The organism is Pseudomonas sp. LBUM1653 (assembly GCF_059716115.1).
This window is the reverse complement of sequence record NZ_CP166803.1, coordinates 6,197,814-6,222,671: the sequence shown is the minus strand read 5'-3', so window position 1 is coordinate 6,222,671 and position 24,858 is coordinate 6,197,814. Positions and strand designations below refer to the sequence as shown.

Below are 24,858 nucleotides of genomic sequence, written 5' to 3'. Positions count from 1 at the left end.
CCAGTTCGAAGCGGATTCAATTGCCGAGGTTGTCGTCCGGAATGTTCAGTTCGATGCCCATGCGCTGGCCTTCGCGCAAGATGTGCCGGCGCATCTCGGCACTGGCCTGGGCGCTGTTCTTGCTACGGATCGCGCGCACCACTGATTCGTTTTCTTCAAGGCGTTCAGCCAGGTGTTCCGGGGAGTTGCGCAACACGTCGGCGCTCTGCTTGAGGGCATTGCTGGTCTGCTGGACCACGCTCTGGAAAATCGGATTCGACGTCAGCGTGAACAGCTCTTCATGGAACGCGATGTAGGCATTCACGCCGGCCTCACTGTCGTTGGCTTCCAGGGCTTCGCGCATGTCCATCAGGGTCAGGCGCAGTTGCCCGACTTCCTTGCTGCTGATGGACTGCGCCACGAGGCCGACGATAAACGGCTCAAGGGTGTAGCGCAGTTGCAGCACGTCTTCCAGGCTCGCGCCGGCCACTGCGCTATCGTGGCTTTGGCTGTCGTTGAGATTCGCGTCCAGCACCACCACGCCTTTGCCCGGCATGGAGCGCACCAGTCCGAGGGTTTCCAGGACGATGACAGCCTCACGCAGGCTCGGGCGGCTGATGCCCAGTTGTTCGGCCAGCTCGCGTTGCCCCGGCAGCATTTCGCCGGAGCGCCACTGACCACGGGCCAATGCGGCCCGGAGTTTTTCTACTACTGAAGTTACGACGGTTGATGTGGTAATCACTTGATTGCTCCATGAGCCTGTAAGGGCGGCGTCGCAGGCAAGATCAAAAGATCGCAGCCTGCGGCAGCTCCTACAGTGCTGAATTCAGAAGTCCTGTTGATGGGCGGGCGTCACCGGTTTTCGCGGCTGGAAGGTATAACCCACCTGGCCGGAAAGTACCTTGTTCGCCCGTTGCACATCGATGTCCTTTTCCCACCGGGCGATAGCGACGGTCGCCACGCAATTGCCGATCAAGTTGGTCAGCGCCCGGCCGATGCCCATGAACCAGTCCACTGCCAGCACCAGCACCAGGCCCACCACCGGAATCGCCGGGATCGCCGTCAGGGTGGCTGCCAGAATCACCAGGGCCGAGCCTGGAATACCGTGCGCGCCCTTGGAGGTGATCAACGACACCAGCAGAATCGTCAGCAGGTTGGTCATCGCCAGCGGCGTGCCGGTGGCATTGGCGATGAACACAATGGCCAGGGTCAGGTAGATCGAGAAACCGTCGAGGTTGAACGAGTATCCGGTGGGAATCACCAGCCCGACCGTCGAGCTGCCGATGCCCAGATGCTCCAGCTTGCGCATGATCTGTGGCAGTACGGCATCGGACGAAGCGGTACCCATGACGATCAGCAACTCCTCGCGCAGATACTTGAGCAACGGCCACATCCGCAGGCCGGACAGGCGCATCACCAGGCCTAGAATCAATGCAACGAAGGCCACGCAGGTCAAGTAGAACAAACCGACCAGGCTTCCCAGATGCTGCAGCGAGTCCAGGCCATATTTGCTGGTGGTGAAGGCGATTGCGCCGAACACACCGATCGGCGCCAGGCGCACGATCATGCCCATGATGCGGAAGATCACGTGGCTGAGCTCATTGATCAGTCGCGAGATGCCGGACGCGGCTTCACCTACCAGGTTCAACGCACTGCCGAACAGCACCGAAAACAGCAGCACTTGCAGGATATTGTTGTCGGCGAAGGCACCGATTACCGAGGTCGGGATCAGGTCCATCAGAAACTGCGTGGTGGTGTGCATGTGCTGGCCACGTTGGGCGATATCGCCCATGTCGGCGGCGGAAAGCTGATCCAGATGAATGTTCGCGCCGCTGCCGATTCCAGTACTGAAGGCAAACACCAGGCCGATCACCAGCGCAATGGTGGTGAGGATTTCAAAGTAGATCACTGATTTCAGGCCGATGCGTCCGACCTTCTTCAGGTCGCCGGCACCGCTAATGCCGCTGACCACCACGCAGAACACAATCAGGCCGATGAGCATTTTGATCAGCTTGATAAAACCGTCACCAAGCGGTTTGAGCTGAGCGGAGTATTCGGGAAGGGTCAGCCCGCAGACGATGCCGAGCACCAGTCCGAGAACCACTTGGAGGAAGATTGAACGCGAGCACCATCTGAGCATGGGAGGAATCCTGGTCGGTGTCCTGGCTGCCGTGCGCATCGCGCATCAGATTCAGGACTTAATTATTGTGGTCTTACCGGTATGTCCAGTGCGGGCTCAGTCTACGCTGGTTTTTTTCAGGTTTACAAGCGGAAATCGAAAAATTGGCATGACCGGTCTGACCAGTTGTGCCGGGACCAAAAAAAACCGGCCATCACTGGCCGGTTTTTTTACTGTTGCGGTTTGGCGGGCTGATTAAGCGCCGTACACCGGCAGTTTCTTGCAGATGGCCTTGACCTTCTCGCGAACGGCGTCGATCACCGTTTCGTTGTTCAGGTCTGCCAGGATGTCGCAGATCCAGCCGGCCAATTCCTTGCACTCTGCTTCCTTGAAGCCACGAGTGGTCACAGCCGGAGTACCGAAGCGCAGGCCGGAAGTGACGAACGGGGAGCGTGGATCGTTCGGTACGGAGTTTTTGTTCACGGTGATGAAAGCCTTGCCCAGAGCGGCGTCGGCGTCTTTACCGGAGATTTCCTGCTTGATCAGCGACAGCAGGAACAGGTGGTTTTCAGTACCGCCGGAAACCACGTCGAAGCCGCGCTCGATGAATACGCCGGCCATGGCCTTGGCGTTTTTCACCACTTGTTGCTGGTAAGTCTTGAACTCAGGCTGCAGTGCTTCCTTGAAGCAGATCGCCTTGGCGGCAATTACGTGCTCCAGTGGGCCACCTTGGGCGCCCGGGAATACCGCGGAGTTCAGCTTCTTCTCGATGTCGGCGTTGGCGCGAGCCAGGATCAGGCCGCCACGTGGACCGCGCAGGGTCTTGTGGGTGGTGGTGGTCACGACGTCAGCGAATGGCACCGGGTTCGGGTAGACGCCAGCGGCGACCAGACCGGCCACGTGGGCCATGTCGACGAACAGGTAGGCGCCGACCTTGTCAGCGATTTCGCGGAAACGCGGGAAGTCGAGGATCTGCGAGTAGGCAGAGAAACCGGCCACGATCATTTTTGGCTTGTGCTCAACAGCCAGGCGCTCGACTTCGTCGTAGTCGATCAGGCCGTTGGCGTCGATGCCGTACTGGATGGCGTTGTACAGCTTGCCGGAAGACGAGACGCTGGCACCGTGGGTCAGGTGACCACCGTGTGCCAGGCTCATGCCCAGAATGGTGTCGCCCGCTTGCAGCAGGGCCAGGTAAACGGCGCTGTTGGCTTGCGAACCTGCGTGTGGCTGAACGTTGGCGTAATCGGCGCCGAACAGTTCTTTTGCACGGTCGATGGCCAGCTGCTCAACGACGTCGACGTACTCGCAACCACCGTAGTAGCGCTTGCCCGGGTAGCCTTCGGCGTACTTGTTGGTCAGTACCGAGCCTTGAGCTTCCATCACCGCAGGGCTGGTGTAGTTTTCCGAAGCGATCAGCTCAATGTGCTCTTCCTGGCGCTGAGCTTCTTGCTCCATGGCGGCAAAGAGATCGGCGTCGTACTTGGCAATAGTCAAATCACGGCTGAACATGGCGGTCCTCAAGGATCGGGGGCAGAAAAGGGGGGCATTCTAACCCAATGGGTTTTGGAAGGCATATGAAACGACATCATGTCGCAGACAAGTGGGCTTCATGACGGGATCAGCGGTGAATGTGCCGGCCTCTTCGCGAGCAGGCTCGCTCCCACAGTGGATCTTCAGTGGTCAAAAGTCTTGTGTACACCCAGAACCCTGTGGGAGCGAGCCTGCTCGCGAAGAGGCCATCAGCCTCGCTGCAAAGTTTCAGTCGAACATGAAGAGGGCATCATTGCTGAATTGCTCTTCGAACTTGTTCGCCGGCATCGGACGGCCGAACAGATAGCCCTGAACCTCGTCGCAACCGTGTTCTCGCAGGAAGTCCAGCTGCTCCTGGGTCTCCACACCCTCGGCGATTACCGCCAGGTTGAGGCTGTGGGCCATGGCGATGATCGCCCGGGCTATCTGCGCATCCTGTTCACCCGACGGCAGGCCGTCGACGAAGGTGCGGTCGATTTTCAGTACGTCGATCGGGAACTGCTTGAGGTAGTTGAGCGATGAGTAGCCCGTGCCGAAGTCGTCGACCGCGATGCTCAGGCCGAGGTTTTTCAACCCGGCGAGAATCTGCATGGCTTCGCTGACTTCGCGCATCAGGATGCTTTCGGTCAGCTCCAGTTCCAGGCACGCCGGGGGCAGGCCGGTTTCCTTCAGGATGTTGGCGATCCGCGTGCCGAGCTGGCCGTCGGAGAACTGCCGGGCGGAGATGTTCACCGATACCTTCGGCACGCGCACCTTGGCCTGATGCCAGGTCTTGAGCTGACGGCAGGCCTCGCTGATCACCCAGTCGCCGACATCCACCACCAGGCCGAGCTCTTCGAGCACCGGAATGAAATCCCCCGGCGGTACCAGGCCACGGCGCGGATGACGCCAGCGCAGCAAAGCTTCGGCGCCGGTCAGGCGTTTGCCATCGCCGCTGAACTGCGGTTGGTAATACAGCACGAATTCGTTCTGTTCCAGGGCATGTCGCAGGTCGCTTTCCAGCTCCAGGCGCTCCAGGGCGCTGGCGTTCATGTCCGCCTGATAGAACTGGAAGTTGTTCTTGCCGCGCTCCTTGGCGTGGTACATCGCGGTATCGGCGTTCTTCATCAACTGGCTGAGTTCATTGCCGTCCTGCGGGCTCAGGGCGATGCCGATACTGGCCGTGACGAAGAACTCGCGGCCTTCGAGAACGAAGGGTTTGACCAGGCTGGCGAGGATCTGCTCAGCCACGTGAATCGCCCGGTTCAAGGCGATTTCACGGTTGGCTCGCGGTTGCAGGAGCAAGGTGAACTCATCGCCGCCCATGCGTGCGACGGTATCGTCGTCGTCGACGCAACCGAGCAGGCGCGTGGCCATTTCCTTGAGCATGCGATCACCGGCAGCATGGCCCAGGGAATCGTTGATCGGCTTGAAGCGGTCCAGGTCGAGGAACATCAACACCACCCAGGACCTCTGCCGTTCAGCCGCTTGCAACGCGGTGTGTAGGCGATCCTGGAACAGCGTGCGGTTGGGCAGGTGGGTCAAAGCGTCGTAATAGGCCAGGCGGTGAATCCGTTGCTCACTGGCCTTGCGTTCGCTGATATCGCTGAAGAAACACACGTAACTGGCCAGGTCGCCTTCGTCGTCCAGTACCGCGGTAATGCCAACCCAGGCCGGGTAATGCTCGCCATTGCGGCGACGCAGCCACACTTCGCCTTCCCAGGTGCTGTGCTGGTTCAGTTGCTTGAGCACGTAGCGCAAATGGGCTTCCTGCTGCTCGTCGACGGTGAGCATATTCGGCAACTGGTCGAGTACCTGTTCCACGGCATAACCGCTGACCCGGCTGAAGGCTTCGTTGGCCTGGACGATATAGCCGGCCGGGTCGGTGATGAGGATCGCCGAGGTCGAGTGTTCGAATACCGTGGCGGCCATTCGCAGGTCTTTCTCGGCCCGGCGTTGCTGGCTGATGTCGCGACCGACCCCCAGCACGCCTTCGAATGCACCGTGCTCGTCCCAGACCAGTACCAGCCGCAGTTCGATAGGAATCTTGCGCCCGTCGGCGCGCAGGCAGTCGAACAAAAACAGTTGGGTCTGCACCTGACTCCGTAACAGGGCCAGCTGTTCGGGTTTATCCAGCGCTTTGCTGACCCGATCCATCAGGTTGTAGATGCCGCTCAACTGTTGAGGATTGGCAATGGTCGATTGCCAGCCGTTCTGGAAAATCCACTCTGCTTCGTAGCCCAGCACCGCCTGCACCGAAGGGCTGACATAGTTGAGCGCCATGCGGCTGTCGGTGGAGAAAATCACGTCGCTGATGCTTTCGGCGAGCATGCGGTAACGCTGCTCGCTGTCGCGCAGCGACTCACTGGCCTCGATCTGCTCGGTAATGTCCTTGGCCACGCCGATGATGCGGGTGACCTGGTCATGCTTGTCCCGTGCCAGTGCCTGCTCGCGAATGTCGAAACGCCGCCATTCCCCGTCACGGTGGCGGAAGCGCAGCTGGCACTGCATCAATTGGCTGTAACCGCCTTGCCGCTGGCTCTGGCGCGAGCGGTGGTAGTATTCGGCGTCGTCGGGGTGCAGGAGGATTTCCCAGAAGTACTCGCCCATCTGCTGCAGTTCGGTGTGGTTGTAGCCCAGCGTCTGGCCCAGATGGTGGTTGCTGAAGATCATTCGCTGGCTGATCACGTCTTGCACGTAAAGGTGATCGGGCACGGTCCGCACGACGTCGGACCAGAAACCTTCGCGCTCCTGCAGCGACAGCTCGATGAGCTTGCGGCTGGTGATATCGGTGATGCTCAGGATCACCGCCTTGAAGTCGTCAGGGTTTTCCGGCAAGCGCAACACCAGCCACAGATGCTGGTCACGACCCGTGGCGTCCTGGAGTTTGATTTCCAGTTCAAGCTGTTGCTGTTGCCTGTGCACCGCTTCGAGTACCTGATTGCCGATGGCGCTGCCCCCCACAGGGTTGCCATCGATCAGCAGTCTCCAGACTTGATCGCAGGTATTGACGTTAAGCAGTTGCAAAGCGACCTGATTGACCTCGGTAATGCGCAGCTCCTGCAACAACTGCCGGCGTTGTTCCGGGGCCGCCAGCCATGCTTGCAGTTGCTCGTCGCGCAGTAGCTGGGCCTTGTCGAACACGCTGCGCAGGCCGGACATGTCGAGTACGCACAATGCCACGCCGGTGCCTTCGAAAATCTCCTGGTAGCGTCGGCGACCTTCGTGCAGCTGTCGCTGGCGACGGCGCATGTTCAGCAGGACGATGAACGGCAGCATGGAAAAGGCCAGGCATAGCAGGCATTTGCCGATGAAAGCCGGCAGCAGTTCTTCGAGCACTCGTTGGCGATCGAACAGCCCGCGTAGTTGCCAGTCGCTGCTGCTCAGCGCAACGGTCAGTACGCTGTTGGCCACATCGTCCTGGGTCAAGGTGCCCGGATTGACCTGCGGCAACGCCTCTTCGCGGCTGATGATCTGGTGATTGAAGCGATTTTCCACCAGCCACAGCGGGGCAGTGCCCGTTTCATGCAGTTTGGTCAGTGAGGCGAAAAAAGTCGGTTTGAAGCGCAACGCCCAATAGCCGCGAGTACTGCCGCTGGCTTGATGCAACAGCAGATGCACCCGTGAGCCGTCGATGGCGTTGCTGTAATAGTGGGGTTGGGCGCGACTGCGTCGGACCAGTTCCCCCAGATAGTCGGCATCGTCGCTGGTGCCAGCCGTGTCACTGGTGATTCTTCCCGAGGGGCTGAGCAGTGCCAGGCTTAGCAGGTCGGGCAAGGACTTTTGCAATTTGCGCAGCAAGTCCTGCAGCTCGTCGGCACTTTGCGGCTGCTCGACAATCGGTAGCAGGTTGAGGGCGATCTGGGCGTTGAGCGCCATGTTCAGGCTGACTTGTGCGGCCAGGTCGGCGGTATGGTCGATGGTGGCCTGGCGCTGGCTTTTCTGGGTTTCCCGCAGCTGATCGAGGAGTTGCCAGAGCAACAAGGCGAGCAGCAGCAACACGAGCATCGCCAAAGCGCCCTTGAGTGTGCCGCGCATGGGCGAGCCGGGTGCAACAGTCGGTGCACGGGTGATCAGGGACGGAGGGACACTGGACAAACTGTAATCCTGCGGTTTGGCTGGACTGGCGCGACGTGCACTATAAGCCGGACGCCCGAAGGGCGGCTAGCATGCCTTGAGTTGTGGCGAAGTGCCAGTCCCGCTCGGCTGGACTGCCATCTGTCATTAAGGTAGCTTTGCCGGTTACGCGGGAGCGTTCCAGCTCCTAGAATCAGACTTTTTTCAGCGCATACGCATTGGCCTCGTCAAGCGTACAGCGCGCATGGTCTGGCCGGGCATCGCCTGCGCTCTATTCATTCATCAGTCACTGACCCAAGGTTCTCCATGGCTCAATACGTATTCACCATGCATCGGCTGGGCAAAGTTGTGCCGCCGAAGCGGGAAATCCTGAAAAACATTTCCTTGTCGTTCTTTCCGGGCGCCAAGATCGGCGTACTCGGTCTTAACGGTTCGGGTAAGTCCACCCTGCTGAAAATCATGGCTGGCGTCGACACCGAGTTCGAGGGCGAAGCTCGTCCGATGCCGGAGTTGAACATCGGCTACCTGCCGCAGGAACCGATCCTGGACCCGACCAAGACCGTGCGTGAAGTGGTCGAGGAAGCGGTCAGCGTGATCAAGAACGCCCAGGCTCGACTGGACGAGGTCTACGCGGCTTACGCTGATGAAGATGCAGATTTCGACAAACTGGCTGCCGAACAGGCCAAGCTCGAAGCCATCCTGCAAGCCAGCGATGGCCATAACCTGGAGCGCCAACTGGAAGTCGCCGCCGATGCGCTGCGTCTGCCAGCCTGGGATGCCAAGGTCGAAGTCCTCTCCGGTGGTGAAAAACGTCGCGTGGCCCTGTGCCGCCTGCTGCTGTCCGCCCCGGACATGCTGCTGCTCGACGAACCGACCAACCACCTGGACGCCGATTCCGTTGCGTGGCTGGAGCACTTCCTGCACGACTTCCCAGGCACCGTGGTAGCGATCACGCACGACCGTTACTTCCTGGACAACGTCGCTGGCTGGATTCTGGAACTCGACCGCGGCGCGGGCATTCCTTACGAGGGCAACTATTCGGGTTGGCTTGAAGCCAAGTCCGATCGTCTGGCTGCTGAATCCAAGTCGCAGTCGGCTCACGAAAAAGCCATGAAGGAAGAACTGGAGTGGGTGCGCAAAGGCGCCAAGGCCCGCCAGTCGAAATCCAAGGCACGTCTGCAACGCTTCGAAGAAATGCAATCGCAGGAATTCCAGAAGCGCAGCGAAACCAACGAGATCTACATCCCGGCCGGTCCGCGCCTGGGCGACAAGGTCATCGAGTTCAAGAACGTCTCCAAGGGCTATGGCGATCGCGTGTTGATCGACAACCTGTCGTTCTCTATGCCTAAAGGCGCCATCGTTGGCGTGATCGGCGGTAACGGTGCGGGTAAATCGACCCTGTTCCGCATGCTGATGGGCAAGGAAACACCGGATTCGGGCAGCATTGAAGTCGGCGAAACCGTGCAACTGGCGTGCGTCGACCAGAGCCGCGAAGACCTGGATGGCAGCAAGACTGTATTCCAGCAAATCTCCGACGGTTCCGACCAGATCCGCATCGGCAACTACGAGATCCCGTCGCGCACCTACGTCGGTCGCTTCAACTTCAAGGGCGGCGATCAACAGAAGTTCGTCAAGGACCTGTCCGGTGGTGAGCGCGGTCGCTTGCACCTGGCCCTGACCCTGAAAGAGGGCGGCAACGTCCTGCTGCTCGACGAACCGTCCAACGACCTCGACGTTGAAACCCTGCGTTCCCTGGAAGAAGCCCTGCTGGACTTCCCGGGCGCCGCCATTGTGATCTCTCACGATCGGTGGTTCCTTGACCGTGTGGCAACTCACATCCTCGCGTACGAAGATGACTCGCAAGCGGTGTTCTTCGAAGGTAACTACACCGAGTACGAAGCCGATCGTCGCAAACGCCTCGGCGAAGCGGCTGCTCAGCCGCACCGGGTACGGCACAAGAAACTGGCCTGATATCGGGTTGGTTGCATGAGAAAGCGGAGCCTTCGGGCTCCGTTTTTTTTTGCATTTTTTCAGCTGCATCGAGTTGCGGGCTTCGCGAGCAGGCTCGCTCCCACAGGGGAACGCATTTCAATTGTGGGAGCGAGCCTGCTCGCGAAGGCGGAGTCGTTGGTGGTGCAGAATCCGATATGTGAATCCCTGTTTAGGTGCAAAAGTGGCCGATAACCGGACTGAATTTATATCCAATGCACCATTTAATTTCATAAAGGCGACATTCTGCTCTATTCCTGTGCGCGATTCGTTTGTTAAAGTCCGGCCCAATTTCTTCCAACGACAATAATTTTCCGAGACTTTTTCCATGATCGAATCCGTCGAATCCTTCCTTGCGCGCCTGAAAAAACGCGATCCGGACCAGCCTGAATTCCACCAGGCCGTCGAAGAGGTCTTGAGTAGCCTGTGGCCATTTCTTGAAGCCAATCCACACTATCTGACCTCCGGCATACTGGAGCGCATCTGCGAGCCGGAGCGGGCGGTTGTGTTCCGGGTTTCGTGGGTGGACGATCATGGCAAGGTGCAGGTCAATCGGGGGTTCCGCATCCAGATGAACAGCGCGATCGGCCCGTACAAGGGCGGGTTGCGGTTCCATCCTTCGGTAAACCTCGGCGTGCTGAAGTTTCTCGCCTTCGAACAGACTTTCAAGAACTCGCTGACGTCGTTGCCCATGGGCGGCGGCAAGGGTGGTTCGGATTTCGACCCCAAAGGCAAAAGCGACGCCGAAGTCATGCGCTTCTGCCAGGCCTTCATGAGCGAGCTGTACCGTCACATCGGTGCCGATGTCGACGTGCCGGCCGGTGACATCGGCGTCGGTGCCCGCGAAATCGGTTTCCTGTTCGGTCAGTACAAGCGCCTGAGCAATCAGTTCACCAGCGTGTTGACCGGCAAGGGACCGAGCTATGGCGGCAGCCTGATTCGCCCTGAAGCCACCGGATTCGGTTGCGTGTACTTCGCCGAGGAAATGCTCAAGCGTCGCGGTGAAACGGTCGAAGGCAAACGCGTGGCGATCTCGGGTTCCGGCAACGTTGCGCAATACGCCGCGCGCAAGGTCATGGACCTGGGCGGCAAAGTGATTTCGCTGTCTGACTCCGAAGGCACTCTGTACTGCGAAAGCGGGCTGACCGAGGTGCAATGGCAGGCCGTGCTGGAATTGAAAAACGTCCAGCGCGGGCGCATCAGTGAATTGGCGGGGCGTTTTGGCCTGGAGTTCCTGGCTGGCCAGCACCCTTGGGGGCTCAGTTGCGACATCGCGCTGCCGTGCGCCACGCAAAACGAACTGGATGCCGATGCGGCACATGCGTTGCTGCGCAATGGCTGCATCTGTGTGGCGGAAGGCGCGAACATGCCGACCACCCTCGAAGCCGTGGACCTGTTTATCGAAGCCGGCATCCTGTTCGCGCCGGGTAAGGCGTCCAATGCCGGTGGTGTTGCCGTCAGCGGTCTGGAGATGTCGCAGAACGCCATGCGTCTGCTATGGACCGGAGGTGAGGTGGACAGCAAGCTGCACGCAATCATGCAGTCGATCCATCACGCCTGCGTGCATTACGGTGAGGAGAATGGCCAGGTCAACTACGTCAAGGGTGCAAACATCGCCGGCTTCGTCAAAGTCGCCGACGCGATGCTCGCCCAGGGCGTGGTTTAAGCCGGATCGATGCGGATGACCTCGATCAGTTGATCGCCGGCCGGGCGTTGCCACAGCACCTCGTCACCGAGTTGCGCCCCGAGCAACGCCCGACCCAGAGGGGACCCCCAATTGATCAGGCCATTGCTCGCATCGGCCTGATCTTCGCCGACCAGTTGCACCCGGTGTTCGGTGTTATGTTCGTCGGCATAGGTCACCCAGCTGCCGATCTGCACTTTTTCGGAGGACGTGGCGACGGGCACGACCTGGGCATTGCTCAGGCGTTGGTTGAAGTAACGTAGGTCGCGCTCAAGATCCGCCAGGCGCTGCTTGTCCGCCTGTTCGCCCTTCGCAGTTTGTTCGGCATGCAAGGTTTGCAGTTCGGCAACTTTGCCTTGCAGCAGTTTCAGGCCAGGTGGCGTGACGTAGTTGGGCTGCGCGCTGACCTGTCGTTCGACCGGCTGATCGGCTTGCGCGGCGGCATTGTCTTCATTGACGAAAGCCCGGCTCATGGTTTTCTCCCGTAATAGGGTTTGGGCCATGCTCGCAGGCATTTGGTTGCACTGGATGTCTGAAAGCGACTTAGGGCGAGCGATAGGCTCGTGCGGCATCCTGATCCTTCTGTTGTTGCCAGGCTTTGTCACGGTCGTCCCAATGGCGATTGCGATAGTCATCGCGGTCCTCGCTTTCGCGCATGGCCTGACACTGGCGCAATCCATCGCTCCAGCCTTCGGCGTAGTTTTTGTCCTTGAGATAGCGCGGGACGTTTTTGCGAAACTCGCCGGTGATGGCTCCGGCCGCTTGCCGACCACTGCTGCAGCCGTCATCGAAACCATCGGCAAAGGCGGGTGGGTAACCCTTGGCGATCAGGTCCTCGTGGGTTGTCTGGCAACCTGCGATCAAGACCAACAAAACAACCACGCCTGCACAACGCCACATCTCGGACTCCCGGGCCGCAATACGGCCTATAAGGGAAGTCTAGAAGTGGGATCGTGAGCGGGATGTGAAAGAAAGATCAAAAGATCGCAGCCCCTGTAGGAGCACAGCTTGCTGGCGATGGCATCCCCTCGGTATGTCTGAATGACCGCGTAGATGCCATCGCCAGCAAGCTGTGCTCCTACAGGTTATGGGTTAGTAGTGATACCACTTCACCTCAAGCATCACTTCATTCTCAGGCGTGGCCAGGTGGCTGAATTCGCGCTGGGCACTCAGGCGTAAACCGAGGTTGCGCGACAATTCCCACTGCTGATTCAGGCTCACGCTACGGCGCACTTCACCATTGGTGAAGAAATCGCCTTTTGCTTCCAGGCTCAAATTGCCCAGCGGGTTTTTCCACAGCAAGCCTGTATTGAAACCCGCCGCCGGCGATATGAATTCGGCGAAGTCATTGTTGTGCTCCACGCGCACGGTACCCAGGGCAAAGCCGAGCAGGTTGTCGGCCAGTTGCCAGGTTCCGCCGCCGCCGCCATTGACGTGGCTGACCAGGGTTTCATCGTCATGTTTGCCCGGCACCCGCTCCAGCCCACCGGTGACCTGCCACGACAGCGGTTGCAGCAACTCGTTGCGCGGGGTCAGGGAGCGAATCGTCGCCAGGTCCAGTTGCTGCACTTGCCAGTCATTGCCTTCGTACTGACGCAGTTTCAGTTGCAGGATTTCGATCTGTGCGCCGAGAGGGAAGCTTTCGGCGTTGTCGTTGAGGTCGTGATAGGCCATGCGCAGGCCGTACTCGCCAAAGGCACGGTCGCCGCGGGTACCGAGGCCGGCCTGCCAGGTGCGCGATTCGTGGCCATCCTCGGGCAGGCCAGGCTGCGGGATGTCTAGCTCCGGCGCGGGGTTCTGGTTGATCGCTCGCAGCAACTCAAAGCTGCGTTGAGCCCGTTGCGGGTCGCGTTCCTGACCGTTGGCGCGATAGCGCTCCAGGCGATACGCCGCATCGATGATCAGCGCCTGACGGTCACGGGGCTGTGCCTTGAATTCCGGCGTTTGCAGTTGCTTCTGGTCGGCGCTGACTTTCAGCACCCACTGTTGTTCTTCATCGGTCAGAGGCTCGGCGCGGCTCAGCAATTCCCGTTCGCGAGACGGACGATACTGGATGGACTCCACCAGCCCGGCCTCTTTCACGGCCTTGACGGTGTCGGTGGGAATGGCAGTCAGCGGGAATTGCTCGGTCAGCCGCAGGCTCGGACGCGCCACTTGCAGCAGTTCCAGCAGGCGATAGGAGCAGTTTTCGTCGAAGAAGAAATAGTCGAACTGAATCTGTTTCAGTTCCCAGACGTGCTCGACCATGCGCGCTGTTTCTTGCTGGGTCAGGTTCAGACGGTACTCCCACAAGTCGCGGTTTTCGAGACTGCGGTATTCCGAGAGCTTTTCCTGATAAGGCACCAGCGCAAACAGCCCCGGATAGCCCCCCATCAAGCCTTTCCAGGCGTACAGGATGCTGTTGTCCGAACCCTCGATGTAAGCGCCGAAGTTGATCGCGTAACTCAGCAGCGAGGTCTTGTCGCTTTGCACATCGGCCTGATCGATGCGCAGCAACGTGTGGCCGAACATCGATGACGGGCTGTTCAGGTAGGCCGCCGGAAAGATCATCACCGCGCTGTGGGGCGAGACGTCCTTGAACCATTGCTTGAACTCGGCGCAATCCGGTGCCGGTAGATCGGTCAGGTTGAGCTGCGCTTTGAGCCAGCGTGTTCGGGCGGGGTAAACACATTGGGCGTGTTGTTCGCCAGCGGTTGCCGGTGCGTAGAGTGCCTGTACGGTGGCGGCCAGTTCATGGTCCGGATGTTCGTTGCCATCGGCGGCGAGAAAGAATTTTTTGTCGCTGACATAGCTGCGCCAGCCACCGAGCTTGGCGGTTTCGTAATGACCCAGGGAAATCCAGAAGGGGTCGTTGGCCAGTTGCTGCAAACGTTGAGGATCGATGTGAGGCGCGGCGGACAGCGGGGCGCAGACACAGAGCGCCAGCCAGGCAAGGCGTTTGAGCATAAGTGGCAACTTAAGTCGAAAGAAACAAAGACCCAAAGCAGGGCAGTTCCAAAAAAACAAAACCCGCTTCCCGAAAGAAGCGGGGCGGGTCGAGCTTAAGCCTGAGTTGCGTACTTGGCCAGACGAGGATCGCTCTTCAGAACGGCCAGGGTGTTGGTATGCACATCTTCCGCGGTCACGTCAGCCTTGCTGAAGATCTGCTGGAAGTGCTCGTGAGTGACGGCGGCGAAGTGCGCACGGTCTTCCGGCGCCACGCCCAGTACCACGGCGTAGGTGGTCAGCGCTTCGCCCTGACCTTTAGCCATGTCTTCGGACAGCTCGTTCATCATGCCATTCATGGCAAACCAGGATTTGCCGCCATAGGTCAGCGACGCGTTAGTAGCGCAACCGTTGGTGCCGGAAGTCATACCGAAAGTTGCGTTACCGGAAGTGCCGTTGGTGGTGGATGCCAGGAAGTGAGCCGGGGTGCCACGCTGACCTTCGAACAGCATGTTGCCCCAACCGCAATCCGGGCCGCCTGGCGCCTGAGCCATGGCGTTGATGGATACAGCGGTGAAGAGAGTACCAAGAAGAATCCGTTTCATAGCTTTGTTCTCTTTATGTGCATACCAATGGACAAGGGTTCTGGCCCATCCCGGCGCCAGTGGGCCGGTTATTAGTCCAGCCGCGCAGTTTGGAGTTTAGGCACGATCGCGGGGTTCCGTGATTTTTTGCAAAAGATTCACCGCAAACATTGATTTAGCCCCGGCCCGCCTGAGGCTGGTGGTTTGTCTATGCTTTGCCTTGAGGCGCTCCTTGCCAGTCAGCATGGGCAGCGCCAGAATGCCGCTATCTGCCCCGCCTGATTGTTAAGGAAGCCCGATGCCTGATCCTGTTGCTGCCAGCTTGCGTCTAGCGCCTGAAGCGCTGACCCGTCCGTTTTCCGCTGAACAGTTCAGCTTCTCTACCACCAATGATCTGGAGCCCTTTCGCGGTGTGCTTGGCCAGGAACGCGCGGTCGAAGCCTTGCAGTTCGGTGTGGCCATGCCACGCCCCGGTTATAACGTATTCGTCATGGGCGAGCCCGGCACCGGTCGCTTCTCGTTCGTCAAACGCTACCTGAAGGCCGAAGGCAAACGCCTGCAGACCCCGGCGGACTGGGTCTATGTCAACAATTTCGATGAGCCGCGCGAACCGCGTGCCCTGGAGTTGCCGTCGGGCACCGCCGGTGCCTTCATCGGTGACATCAACGGCTTGATCGACAACCTGCTGGCGACCTTTCCGGCGGTGTTCGAGCACCCGTCCTACCAGCAGAAAAAAAGCGCCATCGACCGCACCTTCAATCAGCGCTACGACAAGGCGCTGGATGTGATCGAGCGGCTGGCGCTGGAAAAAGAGGTCGCGCTCTACCGCGACAGCAGCAATATCGCATTCACTCCGATGCTCGAAGGCAAGGCGTTGGACGAGGCGGAATTCGCCCAGTTGCCGGAAGCCGAGCGCGAGCGCTTCCACGAGGATATTTCCAACCTCGAAGAGCGCCTGAACGAGGAACTCGCCAGCCTGCCGCAATGGAAGCGCGAGTCGAGCAATCAACTGCGCCATCTCAACGAAGAAACCATTACCCTGGCCCTGCAGCCATTGCTGTCGCCGTTGTCGGAGAAATACGCCGAGAACGCGGCGGTGTGCGGTTACCTGCAAGCGATGCAGGTGTATTTGCTCAAGACCGTGGTCGAGCAATTGGTCGACGACAGCAAGACCGATGCGGTCGCCCGCAAGCTGCTGGAGGAGCAATACGCGCCGAGCCTGGTGGTCGGGCATTCGGCCAGTGGGGGTGCGCCCGTCGTGTTCGAGCCGCATCCGACCTATGAGAACCTGTTCGGCCGCATCGAATACAGCACCGACCAGGGCTCGCTCTACACCACGTATCGGCAACTGCGACCGGGTGCGTTGCACCGGGCCAACGGCGGTTTCCTGATCCTTGAAGCGGATAAAATGCTCGGCGAACCGTTCGTGTGGGACGCGCTGAAGCGCGCCCTGCAATCGCGCAAACTGAAAATGGAATCGCCACTGGGCGAGATGGGCCGTTTCGCAACCGTGACCCTGACGCCGCAGCACATTCCATTGCAGGTCAAAGTCGTCATCATCGGGGCCCGCCAGCTCTACTACACACTGCAGGACCTCGATCCGGACTTCCAGGAAATGTTCCGCGTCCTGGTGGATTTCGATGAAGACATTCCGATGGTCGACGAGAGCCTGGAGCAGTTCGCCCAGTTGCTCAAGACCCGTACTTCCGAGGAGGGCATGGCGCCGTTGACCGCCGATGCGGTGGCGCGCCTGGCGACCTACAGCGCGCGTCTGGCCGAGCATCAGGGGCGGTTGTCGGCGCGCATCGGTGATCTGTTTCAGCTGGTCAGCGAGGCGGACTTCATTCGTCACCTGGCCGGGGATGAAATGACCGACGCCGGTCACATCGAGCGCGCGCTCAAGGCCAAGGCCACCCGTACCGGACGTGTGTCGGCGCGGATTCTCGATGACATGCTGGCGGGGATCATCCTGATCGACACCGCGGGTGCGGCGGTCGGCAAGTGCAACGGCCTGACCGTGCTGGAAGTCGGCGACTCGGCCTTCGGTGTACCGGCGCGGATTTCCGCCACGGTGTATCCCGGCGGCAGCGGCATCGTCGACATCGAGCGCGAGGTCAACCTCGGTCAACCGATCCACTCCAAAGGGGTGATGATTCTCACCGGTTACCTGGGCAGCCGTTACGCCCAGGAGTTTCCGCTGGCGATCTCCGCGAGCATTGCGCTGGAGCAGTCCTATGGCTACGTCGATGGTGACAGTGCTTCCCTGGGCGAGGCGTGCACCCTGATCTCGGCATTGTCGAAAACCCCGCTCAAGCAGTGCTTCGCAATTACCGGCTCGATCAACCAGTTCGGTGAAGTGCAGGCCGTGGGCGGCGTCAACGAGAAGATCGAAGGCTTCTTCCGTCTCTGCGAAGCCCGCGGGCTGACTGGCGAGCAGGGGGCAATTATTCCCCAGGCCAACGTTGCTACGCTGATGCTTGACGAGAAAGTGCTGGCCGCCGTGCGCGCCGGACAGTTTCACGTCTACGCCGTGCGTCAGGCCGACGAGGCGCTGAGCCTGCTGGTGGGCGAGCCGGCGGGCGAGCCGGATGAAAATGGCGAGTTCCCTGAAGGCAGCGTCAACGCACGGGTGGTGGAGCGCTTGCGGGTGATCGCGGAGATGATCAGCGAGGATGATCTGAAAGAGGCCGAAAAGGAGATGGCGGTCGAGGCGCTGGTGGAGGCCAAGCCGGCTTGATGCAAACCTGAGGCTTTCACCGATCTACTGTGGGAGCGAGCCTGCTCGCGAAGACGGTTTCTCATTCAACATTGATGTTGGATGATCGTCCGCTTTCGCGAGCAGGCTCGCTCCCACATTTGCTTGTGAATCGCAATAAAGTGCCATCACTCTGGCGTCAATATTCACACAGTGACCATTCGGCGCCTTCTGGTCTTACTTGACGTGCTAGTCAGACTTTTCCTCTATTCTCTGCTCAAGGATATCGACAGTATCACTGGATCGAGACAGCCTTCCCGTGGAGGCTGAATACCGGATCTACCGAGGGTCGCCGCCATGCCGCGCAACCTCTGCCTAACTCGTCAATGTCTAGGTCTTGTGACCCGTATTGAATGCGCCATCCGCCCCCTGGCGGGCGATACGGGCATGTGGACCTTGCTCTTCGCCGCCGGAATGGCCGGTGAACAACCTTCAGCCATCAAGGCCCAAGGCCCGTTTCATGGCCCTTTTGTGGCTGAGTCCATCCTCGATACCATCGTTGAAAGCCTGACCCTGCACGGCTATGAACTGGCCGATGACCCGCAGATCTGGTGCCTGCATCTGCAAGCCCAGTTGCGGGAAATCAACGGTGGCCGTTGTCGTAACGTGGGTGGCTTCGAGTTCCGGCCCGAGCACTGACAGCGCTATTGGGCCTGGCTGGACATGTCCGCCTTGTCGAGCTTGACCTCGAAACCGTATTGCACGGTGGCGAGGTCAGTTCGTTGATAGGTTTCCAGGCGCGTCGGCTGCCCGTAGAAGTAATGCACGGCGAATAACGCGGGGCCTTCTGTGCTCGCGTCATGGCTGACCGCAAGAATCTCCTTCAGGTAATTGCCACTGTCATCCTTGGCAAAAAAACGCCAGTCCTGTTCGGCAAACACTTTCGAATCCACCACCAGTGCATTGCCCTTGAGTTCAAGCCCCTTGGGCAATTGGTGGACATCGAAGGTTTGCTTGTCGACGGTGGCCAGAAACAGCGGGATGGAACCAACCACAAAGGCAGGCGTTTGTGGAAACAGGTTCAGGTCGTAGGTGATGGTGCCGCGCAAGGGGTCGACATCATATGCCTCTGGAGGCAATTCGATCGGCTCATCGCGCTTGCCGTTACTGTCTTCGGTGAAGAAGCTGACAGGGCTATCGCCCGGGTTGAAAGAGGTACCGAGCAGTTCATCGTTGAAGCTGCGCAGGTGAGTGAACTCGACGCGCGCAGCGCTGGGGTCCTCGACCGATTGATTGATCCTGACACCTTTTTTCAACTGCTCCTCGGTCAAGGTCGCGCCCTTGAGCCAGGCTGGCGCGCTGTCGTCATACACCACCACCGGCAAGTCCAGCGGCTGGATGGTCTTCGCCGTGGTATGGCGGTCGAAGCGGCGTACCGGCAGGTCCAGGTCCTTGCGGGTCAGGGTAACGCTGGAGAAATCCAGCAGGCTGACTTCAAGGGTTTCGATGGTCCCGTTGAAGTACACCTTGGAGTAGTGGCTTTTCTGTTGTTTCTCGAAAGTTCGCTGCTCTTCGTTGAGCTGTTTTTCCAGCGACTCGCTCCAGAGCTTCTGTTGCTGCATCTTCGTCAGCTGCTTCTGGTAGAAGGCAATTTGCGCGGCGGTTTCATTGATCGAGCCTGAGCGCGACAGAAACTGCCCGGTGGCATCCCTGGCCTGGACGATCAGCGGATTCAACGGTGTTTCAGCGATCTCGGGGGCCAGCGGTGCACTGTTGCTGAACTCGATTTCGGCGTAGTTGTCCGCAAGCTTCAGCAAGGTGATGCTCAAATTGTCATTGGTGCGGGTCTGGCCGATGTCCTTTTTCGTCAGGTCGAAGCTGTAGAGCCGGCGCGGTGCAATGACATCCACCGTGCCTTGCAGGCTTACCGGTTGTGGCTGGTTCTTGATGTCGACGTCCAGGCCTTCAATGAACGGGTAGGTCACGGTCAGGTCGTCTGGGTTGGTCACGTTGGAGCTCGATGGGCTCAGTTGAATGCCAGGGTCGGTTTCCGACCATTCCGGCTGGAAGGCGATGACTTGTTTGTTGCTCAGGGTGACCGACTGCCATTGCAGGCCATGGGGAAACAGAAACGCCGCCGGAATGCTGAAGTTGAAGGGAAACACCGGTTGCAGGTCCGTCAGATAGTCAGAGCTGGAGTCTTTGTGCAGGACGAACAGGCCGTTGATGTAGGTGTCGACCAAGGCCTGAGGCGTTGGGTAGTGCTTGAGCACGGCGAGGGCGTCTTCGCCGTACTCGGTTTCCACGGGTTTGCTGTCGAGTTTGAGTTGCGCGCGCTCGAGCAACAACAGCGAGCCGCCCAGTTCGGCCACCGCATCCTTGAGTTTCGGGTCCTCGATGGCATCCAGGGACTTCTCGAACTGCGCAGTCTTTTCCTCGAGGCTGACCTGACGCTTCTCGTCGCTGGGCGAGCAGGCGCTGATCAGCAGGGCCAGGCAAATTCCGGCACTCGTTAACGGCAATCGCCCATCCATTTCCAGTCTTCCTGTCTGATGTCATTTTGCTGTCAATGGCTTGGACACTAGCAGAAAAAATTTGACACACATGCGCAGGTGGCGGATTTGTCGATGGTTTTGGCTGTAACGGGCGGCTGTTATACTCGCGGCCATTTCCAGTCCACATGTGAGATTCAATGGAACGCTTTATCGAAAATGCAATGTACGCCTCGCGCTGGCTGCTGGCGCCGATCTACTTCGGTCTGTCCCTTGGGCTGCTGGCACTGGCGCTGAAATTCTTCCAGGAAGTCTTTCACGTCATCCCCAACGTCTTTTCGATGGCCGAATCGGACCTGATCCTGGTGCTGCTGTCGCTCATCGACATGGCGCTGGTAGGCGGTTTGCTGGTGATGGTGATGATTTCCGGTTATGAGAACTTCGTTTCTCAACTGGACATCGACGACAGCAAGGAGAAGCTCAACTGGTTGGGCACCATGGACTCGTCGTCGCTGAAAATGAAGGTGGCCGCGTCGATCGTGGCGATCTCGTCCATCCACCTGCTGCGCGTCTTCATGGATGCCAAGAACGTCGATCCCGAGCATTTGCAGTGGTATGTCATCATCCACATGACCTTTGTGGTGTCGGCATTTGCCATGGGTTACCTGGATAAATTGACCAAGCACTAAACAACGGCTGCCCTGTTCTTGCGCGCCGCCCGTCTGTTGCAAAACAGACGGGCGGCGTCGTTTATGGCTTGTGCTTTGAGGCGCCGAGGCCTATCCCTGTAAAGGTGTTGGCTGGTCACTGCGTGAGGTGCGTTCATGAACCTGCAAGAGTTGAATGCCTATGCCGTCGCCGGGAAGGTCGATGAGCTGAACCTGATCTCGATGGAGGGAGGTATCTACCTGCTGGAGGCGCGGATGCATGGCGCGGCGTATCCATTGAACGATACGCCAGGTCACACGATGCAGTTGCGCTCGGTGGAGCATGCCCGTGATGTGCTGCGTTCCTTTCCCAAGTTGAACTTCAATCTCGTACATACCGTGGTTCATGACGAAATGTGCGGGTTGGTTGCCGATGATCTCGAGGAAAACCTGAAGGTGCCGATCGCCTGACGCCTCTGATCAACGCCACTACAACTGTGCTAGTCTGCTGGCCCTTTTGGTTCCGGGCGCTCCGGGACGCGCTGTGCACGCACGGCCAGTTCCGAGGCGTCCGCACAGCGGAGTAGTGTCATGTCCGAAGTAAATCTGTCCACCGACGAAACTCGCGTCAGCTACGGCATTGGCCGTCAGCTGGGCGACCAGCTGCGCGACAACCCGCCACCGGGCGTTAGCCTGGACGCGATCCTGGCAGGCCTGACCGACGCCTTTGCCGGTCAGCCAAGCCGTGTTGGCCAGGAAGAAATGTCCGCGAGCTTCAAGGTGATTCGCGAAATCATGCAGGCCGAAGCTGCAGCCAAGGCTGAAGCGGCCGCTGGCGCTGGTCTGGAGTTCCTGGCTGAGAACGCCAAGCGTGATGGCATCACCACCCTGGCTTCCGGCCTGCAATTCGAAGTACTGACCGCCGGTGAAGGCGCCAAGCCATCCCGTGAAGACACCGTGCGTACTCACTACCACGGCACCCTGATCGACGGCACTGTGTTCGACAGCTCCTACGAGCGCGGCGAGCCTGCAGAGTTCCCGGTCGGCGGCGTGATCGCTGGCTGGACCGAAGCGCTGCAACTGATGAATGCCGGCAGCAAATGGCGTTTGTACGTGCCGAGCGAACTGGCTTACGGCGCTCAAGGCGTTGGCAGCATTCCGCCGCACAGCGTACTGGTGTTCGACGTCGAGCTGCTTAACGTTCTGTAATACCTTGCCTGAATTCACTTCGGGCTAATGTGGGAGCGAGCCTGCTCGCGAATCGGTCTGACATTCAACACTGATGTTGTCTGGCACACCGCCTTCGTCGGAACGCCGCCCGGAGCAGGCTCGCTCCCACAGTTTTTTGGGCTACTTTCATATTTCAATCTTGTGATGCAGCTCACTGGTCGGGCGCAATGCCCGGGCATAGCAGAACAGAAACAGATTTCTCACCACTTCCTTGAGCACCACCGGCTCGCTGGAACTCAAGCCATTGACGTCCAGGTCCCCTTGATCCTGCAGTTCGTTCAAGGCTTCCTCTTCCAGTACTGCACAGACTTCCCCGGTTTCCCGATGCAGAATCCTGAGGTAGGGGTGTGGGCGGTCCAGCCAGGCATCGATCAAATAAGTCATGGGTTCTCATCTCCATTGATTGGATTCAATGAGAATAATTCTTATTCAGTAAATAGCAAGGGCCTATTGGCGGATTCGGGGTTTTTCTGGGTAAAGCTTGTGTAAGGTCAAAACGGCTGGCGTTTGGCTATTGCGACGAGGATTCATTGGGCGAGGCGGGGATGGGCGAAGCACCACCCCACGTCTGGGCGCGGGATGGCTTACAGCTGAATTAGACTTTTCTGACGAATTCGGACTTGAGCTTCATCGGGCCGATGCCGTCGATCTTGCAGTCGATGTCGTGATCGCCATCGCACAAGCGGATGTTCTTGACCTTGGTGCCAACCTTGACCACCAGCGACGTGCCCTTGACCTTGAGGTCCTTGATCACGGTGATGGTGTCGCCGTCCTGCAGGACATTGCCGACCGAATCCTTCTTCACCGCGTCATCGGAGACCACTTCGGCTTCACCGCTGGCGGACCATTCGTGGGCGCACTCGGGGCAGATCAGCTGGGCGCCGTCTTCGTAGGTGTATTCGGAATTGCATTTCGGGCAGGGTGGCAACGTGCTCACTAAGGCTCCTTGGATTCAGGATCGCTAAAAAGCGCACATTGTATAGGGTTTTGTAGGAGCCGGCTTGCTGGCGATGCATGCAACTCGGTGTGTCAGGAACACCTTGGTGATGCAATCGCCAGCAAGCCGGCTCCTACAGGGGTCAGTGCGTGCGGGCGACCGCGAACTCACTCAATTCGACCAATGCATCGCGATACTCGCTGGCAGGTAGCGCGTCGAGGCATTTGATGGCGCGGGCTACGTAGTCGCGGGCCAACTGCGCGGTGTATTCGAGCGAACCCGAAGACTCCACGGCTTCGCGGATGTTTTCCAGGTCTTCGATGCCGCCTTTCTGGATCGCCTTGCGCACCAGTGCAGCCTGCTCCGGCGTGCCTTCGCGCATGGTGTAGATCAGCGGCAGGGTCGGTTTGCCTTCGGCCAGGTCGTCGCCGACGTTCTTGCCCAGGGTCTCGGCATCGCCTTTGTAGTCCAGCAGGTCGTCGACCAGTTGGAAGGCCACGCCCAGATGGTCGCCGAACGTGCGCAGCGCTTCGCACTGCTCAGGCGTCGCACCGGCCAGGGCTGCCGCACTGTGGGTCGAGGCTTCGAAGAGCATCGCGGTCTTGCCGCGGATGACTTCCATGTAGGTTTCTTCGGTGGTGCTGGCGTCGCGGACCTTCGACAGCTGCAACACTTCGCCTTCGGCGATGATGCGCGTGGCTTGCGAAAGGATCTTCATCACCGGCATGGAGCCCAGCTCGACCATCATTTCGAAGGAGCGTGAATACAGGAAGTCGCCCACCAGCACGCTTGGGGCGTTGCCCCACATGGCATTGGCAGTCGAGCGGCCACGGCGCATGCCGGACATGTCGACCACGTCGTCATGCAGCAGGGTCGCGGTGTGCAGGAATTCGATGGTGGCGGCCAGCAGGCGCAGGTCGTCGCCTTCACGGCCGAGGGCCTTGCCACACAGCAGCACTAATAATGGACGCAGGCGTTTGCCGCCGGCCGAGGTAATGTAATCGCCGATTTTCGATACCAGCGGCACTCGGGAAGTCAGCTGCTTCTTGATGATGCCGTCGACGGCGCTAAAATCGTCCGCCACCGCGCGGTAGAAAGCTTGGGGTTGCATCAGCGACAGTTGCTCCAGAAGGGTTGCGCGGCATGCTAGGACCCACGCCTGCAGGTGTCAAGGCGCGATGGACGGCCTATTGCAAGGCGCTCGTGCCTTGCGTACAATCGCGCACCCTGAACTTCCTGGGCAGCACCTGCCTTACGCAATTGCAAGCGGGCCTCCAGCCCCATGCAGCCATGCCAGCCAATACCTCTTCTTATAAAGAGCTGGGTGAGCAGGATTATCGGAGAAATACCATGTCGTACGCAGTAATTGTTACTGGTGGCAAGCAATACAAGGTCGCCCCAGGTGAATACCTGAAGATCGAAAAACTGGAAATCGCTACCGGCGAATCCGTTACCTTTGATCGCGTTCTGTTGGTCGCCAATGGCGATGACGTGAACATCGGCGCTCCAGTTGTTGCCGGCGCTACCGTTGTGGCTGAAGTGATCTCCCAAGGTCGTCACGATAAAGTCCGCATCATCAAGTTCCGTCGTCGTAAGCACCACATGAAGCGCATGGGCCACCGCCAGTGGTACACCGAGATCAAAATCACCGGTATTCAGGCTTAATTTCAGCCTAATTCCTCACTAGGAGAATTGACTCATGGCACACAAAAAAGCTGGTGGTAGTACCCGTAACGGTCGCGACTCAGAAGCCAAACGCCTTGGCGTGAAGATGTATGGCGGCCAGAAAATCATTCCGGGCAACATCATCGTGCGTCAGCGCGGCACCCAATTCCACGCCGGTTACGGTGTTGGCATGGGTAAAGATCACACCCTCTTCGCAAAAATCGAAGGCGTGATCAAGTTTGAAGTAAAGGGCGCGTTCAACCGCCGTTACGTGAGCGTTGTCGCCGCTTAATTGCGCGATCGCTGGAAAAGCCCTGTCTCGCGAC

The 24,858-nt window shown here is 59.1% G+C and carries 21 protein-coding genes; 9 read left to right on the top strand and 12 right to left on the bottom strand.

Going from position 1 to position 24,858, the window contains the following annotated elements; translation table 11 throughout:
• Positions 1 to 16 precede the first annotated feature (16 nt).
• From ACA054_RS28065 to ACA054_RS28050, 4 genes are all read right to left on the bottom strand, one after another.
• The gene (locus ACA054_RS28065) at positions 17 to 721 is read right to left on the bottom strand and encodes a FadR/GntR family transcriptional regulator (RefSeq protein WP_497687092.1); all 705 of its coding nucleotides are present in this window, start codon (positions 719 to 721) and stop codon (positions 17 to 19) included.
• A gap of 84 nt (positions 722 to 805) precedes the next feature.
• The gene (locus ACA054_RS28060; protein WP_497687091.1) at positions 806 to 2,119 is read right to left on the bottom strand and encodes a C4-dicarboxylate transporter DctA; all 1,314 of its coding nucleotides are present in this window, start codon (positions 2,117 to 2,119) and stop codon (positions 806 to 808) included.
• A 234-nt stretch (positions 2,120 to 2,353) separates the two neighbouring features.
• Entirely contained in the window at positions 2,354 to 3,607 is a 1,254-nt protein-coding gene (glyA, locus tag ACA054_RS28055) for a serine hydroxymethyltransferase (protein ID WP_497687090.1), read from the bottom strand.
• A gap of 249 nt (positions 3,608 to 3,856) precedes the next feature.
• Entirely contained in the window at positions 3,857 to 7,645 is a 3,789-nt protein-coding gene (locus ACA054_RS28050) for a sensor domain-containing protein (protein ID WP_497690387.1), read from the bottom strand.
• 345 nt (positions 7,646 to 7,990) lie between these two features.
• On the opposite strand from ACA054_RS28050, the gene ettA reads away from it, so the two are divergent.
• Positions 7,991 to 9,655, top strand: coding sequence for an energy-dependent translational throttle protein EttA (ettA, locus tag ACA054_RS28045; protein WP_497687089.1), 1,665 nt, complete (start codon positions 7,991 to 7,993; stop codon positions 9,653 to 9,655).
• A gap of 346 nt (positions 9,656 to 10,001) precedes the next feature.
• Entirely contained in the window at positions 10,002 to 11,339 is a 1,338-nt protein-coding gene (gene gdhA / locus ACA054_RS28040) for an NADP-specific glutamate dehydrogenase (protein WP_497687088.1), read from the top strand.
• Here the strand turns inward: gdhA and ACA054_RS28035 are convergent.
• The 4 genes from ACA054_RS28035 to ACA054_RS28020 form a co-directional block, all read right to left on the bottom strand.
• Positions 11,336 to 11,830: a GreA/GreB family elongation factor gene (locus tag ACA054_RS28035; protein WP_497687087.1), complete on the bottom strand. Its 495-nt coding sequence runs from the start codon at positions 11,828 to 11,830 to the stop codon at positions 11,336 to 11,338. The genes gdhA and ACA054_RS28035 overlap by 4 nt on opposite strands.
• A gap of 70 nt (positions 11,831 to 11,900) precedes the next feature.
• Positions 11,901 to 12,257, bottom strand: a complete 357-nt coding sequence (locus ACA054_RS28030) for a hypothetical protein (RefSeq protein WP_497687086.1) — start codon at positions 12,255 to 12,257, stop codon at positions 11,901 to 11,903.
• A 192-nt stretch (positions 12,258 to 12,449) separates the two neighbouring features.
• Positions 12,450 to 14,303, bottom strand: coding sequence for an Lnb N-terminal periplasmic domain-containing protein (locus tag ACA054_RS28025; RefSeq protein ID WP_497687085.1), 1,854 nt, complete (start codon positions 14,301 to 14,303; stop codon positions 12,450 to 12,452).
• Positions 14,304 to 14,398: 95 nt separating this feature from the next.
• Positions 14,399 to 14,887: a DUF3015 domain-containing protein gene (locus ACA054_RS28020; RefSeq protein WP_497687084.1), complete on the bottom strand. Its 489-nt coding sequence runs from the start codon at positions 14,885 to 14,887 to the stop codon at positions 14,399 to 14,401.
• Positions 14,888 to 15,164: 277 nt separating this feature from the next.
• Here ACA054_RS28020 and ACA054_RS28015 point away from each other — a divergent pair, with 277 nt between their 5' ends.
• Positions 15,165 to 17,603, top strand: a complete 2,439-nt coding sequence (locus tag ACA054_RS28015) for a Lon protease family protein (RefSeq protein WP_497687083.1) — start codon at positions 15,165 to 15,167, stop codon at positions 17,601 to 17,603.
• 315 nt (positions 17,604 to 17,918) lie between these two features.
• The gene (locus ACA054_RS28010; protein ID WP_497636646.1) at positions 17,919 to 18,260 is read left to right on the top strand and encodes a PA4575 family protein; all 342 of its coding nucleotides are present in this window, start codon (positions 17,919 to 17,921) and stop codon (positions 18,258 to 18,260) included.
• 5 nt (positions 18,261 to 18,265) lie between these two features.
• Here the strand turns inward: ACA054_RS28010 and ACA054_RS28005 are convergent, their stop codons facing one another.
• Positions 18,266 to 20,095 carry a hypothetical protein gene (locus ACA054_RS28005; protein WP_497687082.1) on the bottom strand — a complete coding sequence of 610 codons (1,830 nt, stop codon included), beginning with the start codon at positions 20,093 to 20,095 and terminating at the stop codon, positions 18,266 to 18,268.
• Positions 20,096 to 20,253: 158 nt separating this feature from the next.
• On the opposite strand from ACA054_RS28005, the gene ACA054_RS28000 reads away from it, so the two are divergent.
• From ACA054_RS28000 to bamJ, 3 genes are all read left to right on the top strand, one after another.
• Positions 20,254 to 20,742, top strand: a complete 489-nt coding sequence (locus ACA054_RS28000) for a TIGR00645 family protein (RefSeq protein ID WP_497687081.1) — start codon at positions 20,254 to 20,256, stop codon at positions 20,740 to 20,742.
• A 135-nt stretch (positions 20,743 to 20,877) separates the two neighbouring features.
• Complete coding sequence (locus tag ACA054_RS27995; RefSeq protein ID WP_497687080.1) at positions 20,878 to 21,171, top strand: DUF6482 family protein; 294 nt, start codon at positions 20,878 to 20,880, stop codon at positions 21,169 to 21,171.
• A gap of 120 nt (positions 21,172 to 21,291) precedes the next feature.
• On the top strand, positions 21,292 to 21,909 hold the full coding sequence (gene bamJ / locus ACA054_RS27990; protein ID WP_497687079.1) for a BamJ family beta-barrel-assembly machinery protein: 618 nt from the start codon (positions 21,292 to 21,294) through the stop codon (positions 21,907 to 21,909).
• Positions 21,910 to 22,056: 147 nt separating this feature from the next.
• Here the strand turns inward: bamJ and ACA054_RS27985 are convergent, their stop codons facing one another.
• The 3 genes from ACA054_RS27985 to ACA054_RS27975 form a co-directional block, all read right to left on the bottom strand.
• The gene (locus tag ACA054_RS27985; RefSeq protein WP_497636642.1) at positions 22,057 to 22,314 is read right to left on the bottom strand and encodes a PA4570 family protein; all 258 of its coding nucleotides are present in this window, start codon (positions 22,312 to 22,314) and stop codon (positions 22,057 to 22,059) included.
• 211 nt (positions 22,315 to 22,525) lie between these two features.
• Positions 22,526 to 22,867, bottom strand: a complete 342-nt coding sequence (locus ACA054_RS27980; protein WP_497687078.1) for a zinc ribbon domain-containing protein YjdM — start codon at positions 22,865 to 22,867, stop codon at positions 22,526 to 22,528.
• Between the two features lie 142 nt (positions 22,868 to 23,009).
• The gene (locus ACA054_RS27975) at positions 23,010 to 23,978 is read right to left on the bottom strand and encodes a polyprenyl synthetase family protein (protein ID WP_497687077.1); all 969 of its coding nucleotides are present in this window, start codon (positions 23,976 to 23,978) and stop codon (positions 23,010 to 23,012) included.
• A gap of 239 nt (positions 23,979 to 24,217) precedes the next feature.
• Between ACA054_RS27975 and rplU the strand changes: the two genes are divergently transcribed.
• Both rplU and rpmA read left to right on the top strand, forming a co-directional pair.
• Positions 24,218 to 24,532, top strand: coding sequence for a 50S ribosomal protein L21 (gene rplU, locus ACA054_RS27970; protein WP_003176051.1), 315 nt, complete (start codon positions 24,218 to 24,220; stop codon positions 24,530 to 24,532).
• 34 nt (positions 24,533 to 24,566) lie between these two features.
• Positions 24,567 to 24,824 carry a 50S ribosomal protein L27 gene (gene rpmA, locus ACA054_RS27965; RefSeq protein WP_003176049.1) on the top strand — a complete coding sequence of 86 codons (258 nt, stop codon included), beginning with the start codon at positions 24,567 to 24,569 and terminating at the stop codon, positions 24,822 to 24,824.
• Positions 24,825 to 24,858: the final 34 nt, after the last annotated feature.